Origin of the sequence: Mesorhizobium sp. M7A.F.Ca.CA.003.01.2.1, assembly GCF_003998945.1 — a bacterium.
Classification (GTDB): Bacteria; Pseudomonadota; Alphaproteobacteria; order Rhizobiales; family Rhizobiaceae; genus Mesorhizobium; species Mesorhizobium ciceri.
In genome coordinates this window covers 1-3,259 of record NZ_RZRA01000666.1, presented here as the reverse complement: position 1 = coordinate 3,259, position 3,259 = coordinate 1, and the positions used below count along the sequence as shown (strand labels likewise).

The following is a 3,259-nucleotide window of genomic DNA, read 5'->3' as shown; positions in this document are numbered from 1 at the left end:
GACGAAGCAGGAGAACGGAATGAAGAACCAGCCGAGATTGACGATGAATTCCTTGGCGAAGGGAAAAGTCAGCGACGACGAGAACGGCGCCTGGCCATTGTGCATGATCACCCAAGCGGCGATGCCGGCGATGACGAATTCCAGCGCCAGCCGTGCCTTGCCGGAAAAGCCGAGATGCGACTGCTTGGTGACCTTCAGATAGTCGTCGTAAAAGCCGATCGAGCCGAAGCCCAGCGTCACCAGCAGCACCACCCAGACATAGATGCTCGACAGGTTCGCCCACAAAAGCGACGAGCCGATGATGCCCGACAGGATCATCAGCCCGCCCATGGTCGGCGTGCCGGCCTTCTTGAAATGTGTCTGCGGCCCGTCGGCGCGGATCGGCTGGCCCTTGCCTTGCCGCAGCCGCAGCGAATTGATGATGGTCGGTCCAAAGATGAAGACGATCAGCGCCGACGTGATCAGCGCCCCACCGGTGCGGAAGGTGATGTAGCGGAAGACATTGAAGACCGAGACCTTGTCCGCAAAATCGACGAGCAGTGTGAACATGCGCTTTCGTCCCCCGACCTAGGTCTGTTTTCTGGTTGTCGATTCAGCCGGGAATTTGCCCAGCAGCGCATCGACCAGTTTTGCAAAACCGATGCCCTTCGACGATTTGATCATCACCACGTCACCCGGCTTGAGCGCGGCAAGCAGCACCGGCTTCAGCTCCTCGACACCGGCGCGGTATTCCGTCTTGATGTCAGCCGGCAGCGCTTCGGCCAGCGCCCGCATTTCCGGGCCGCCAAGAAAAACGGTCTGCGTGCCCGTGCCGACGATGAGATCGGCAAGGGCCGCATGCAGCTTGGTCGAATGGTCGCCGAGTTCGAGCATGTCGCCGAGCACGGCGATGCGGCGGCCCTCGCCCGTCACCGGCGTCGCGTTGAGCAACGCCATCGCAGCAGCCATCGATGCCGGATTGGCGTTGTAGCTTTCGTCGATCAGCGTGATCAGTCCACCGGGGTGGCTCGAAGTCGAACCACCGGGATGGCGCAGCACATGGCGCTTGCCGCGCCCGCGCTCGGCGGAGAGATCGGCCAGTGCTGAAGCAACCTTGTCGAGATCGGCGCCGACCAGATGCGCCGCACCCAGCACCGCCAGCACGTTCTGCACCATATGGCGACCGGGCGCGCCGATCCGCGCCGTCACTTCGTGGCCGCCGATCCTGGCGGTGATGTCGGAATGATCGGCATGCAGTTCGCATTTGGTGAGCTTGAAGGTAGAGCGCGCATTCTCGCCGAAGCCGTAGACGTGCTCGACACCGGCGGCATGGGCCATCTTGTCGAGCAGCTTGAATCGGGCATCGTCGCGGTTGAGGACGGCGGCCCCCTCGGGCTCCAACCCCTCGAAAATCTCGGCCTTGGCCTTGGCGATCTCGTCCAGATTACGGAAAAAGCCGAGATGCGCCGCCGCGATCATGGTGACGATGGCGACATGCGGCCTCACCATCTTGACCAGCGGACGGATCTCGTCGGGATGGTTCATGCCGATCTCGAACACGGCATAGTCGCAATCATCAGGCATCCGCGCCAAGGTCAGCGGCACGCCCCAGTGATTGTTGAAGGACTGCGCCGAGGCATGCACCTTGCCTACGGCTTGCAGCACATGGCGCAGCGCTTCCTTGGTGGTGGTCTTGCCGGCCGAACCGGTCACAGCGATGATTTTCGCGCTCGAGCGGGCGCGCGATGCAACTCCAAGCTTTTCCAGCGCGACCAGCACGTCCTCGACGACGATGATCGGCGCTGTCAACCGGCCGAGCGACGGCAGCTTGCCTTCGGCCACCACCAGCACGCCAGCGCCAGCCTTGATGGCGGCGGTTGCGAAGTCATGGCCGTCCATCGCCTCGCCCTTGATGGCGAAGAAGGCGTCGCCCGGCTGCAGGCTGCGGCTGTCGATCGAAATGCCTGAAATCCCCTCCGGCATCGGCCCGAGCGGCCGCCCGTCCATGGCGGCAACCAGCGCTTCGGAGGTCCACAGCAAGCTCATGCTGCGCGCTCCGTGAGTGCCGCGCGGACTTCCTCATGATCGGAGAAATGCAAGGTCTCGGAGCCGATCGTCTGGCCTTCCTCGTGGCCCTTACCGGCCACGATCAGCGTGTCGCCGGCATGCAGCATGGCGACCGCTTCGTGGATCGCCTGGCGCCGGTCGCCGATCTCGATGGCACCTGGAGCAGCGGCCAAAATAGCGGCACGGATCGTTTCCGGCACTTCGGAGCGCGGATTGTCGTCGGTGACGATGACGACATCGGCAAGCCGCGTCGCGATTTCGCCCATGATCGGCCTTTTTCCCCGGTCGCGGTCGCCGCCGCAGCCGAACACGACGATGACACGACCGGTGGTGAACGGCCGTACCGAAGCCAGCACGTTTTCCAGCGCGTCCGGCTTGTGGGCATAGTCGACATAGACCGGCGCGCCATTGCCGGTGGTGCCGACGAGGTCGAGCCGGCCCGGCGCGCCCTTCAGTTTCTCCAACGCTATCAGGGCCTTGGCGACAGGTGTTCCCGTGGAAATGGCAAGACCCGCCGAAACCAGCGCGTTCGAAATCTGGAAATCACCGGCCAGCGGCAGGTCGATCTCGTAGAGCACGCCGTCGGCCTCGACTTCGGCCCGCTGGCGGTGGCGTTCGTGCTCGACCCGCTTCAGCCTGAGGAAGTCGCCATGGCGGCCGACCGTCAGCACATTGAGCCCGGCAGCCTTTGCGGCCACGGTCGTCGGCGCCGACCATGGATCGTCGGCGAAGATCACGGCCGGCGCGCCCTTCGGCAGCAACGTGTCGAACAGGCGCAGTTTGGCGCGGTGATAATCCTCGATGGTCGGATGATAATCCATATGGTCGCGGCCGAGATTGGTGAAGCCGCCGGCGGCCAGCTTCACGCCGTCGAGGCGGCGCTGGTCGAGCCCATGGCTGGAGGCTTCCATCGAGGCGTGGGTGACGCCGGCATCGGCCAATTCCCGCAGCAATTGATGCAGGGCGACCGGATCGGGTGTCGTCAGCGAACCATAGTCGTTGCGCCCAGGCGCCACCACGCCGGTGGTGCCGATCGAAGCGGCGGCATAACCGGCTTGCTCCCAGATCTGCCTGGTGAAGGCTGCGACCGAGGTCTTGCCGCTGGTGCCGGTCACCGCGACCATGATCTCAGGCTGCTTGCCGAAATAGCGTGCCGCACTCTGCGCCAGCGCCAGGCGCGGATCGTCGACCGCCAGCACCGGAACCGGGAGCC

General features: G+C 64.3%; 2 protein-coding genes and 1 pseudogene. All 3 read right to left on the bottom strand.

The features are described 5' to 3' along the window. A pseudogene (mraY, locus tag EN969_RS23335) lies at nucleotides 1–549 on the bottom strand (phospho-N-acetylmuramoyl-pentapeptide-transferase); the annotation flags it as partial. An 18-nt stretch (nucleotides 550–567) separates the two neighbouring features. Continuing rightward, on the bottom strand, nucleotides 568–2,025 hold the full coding sequence (locus tag EN969_RS23330; RefSeq protein ID WP_063168312.1) for a UDP-N-acetylmuramoylalanyl-D-glutamyl-2,6-diaminopimelate--D-alanyl-D-alanine ligase: 1,458 nt from the start codon (nucleotides 2,023–2,025) through the stop codon (nucleotides 568–570). After that, nucleotides 2,022–3,259: UDP-N-acetylmuramoyl-L-alanyl-D-glutamate--2,6-diaminopimelate ligase (locus EN969_RS23325; RefSeq protein ID WP_127419431.1), on the bottom strand; the 1,238-nt coding region annotated here is incomplete at its 5' end. The genes EN969_RS23325 and EN969_RS23330, both read right to left, overlap by 4 nt.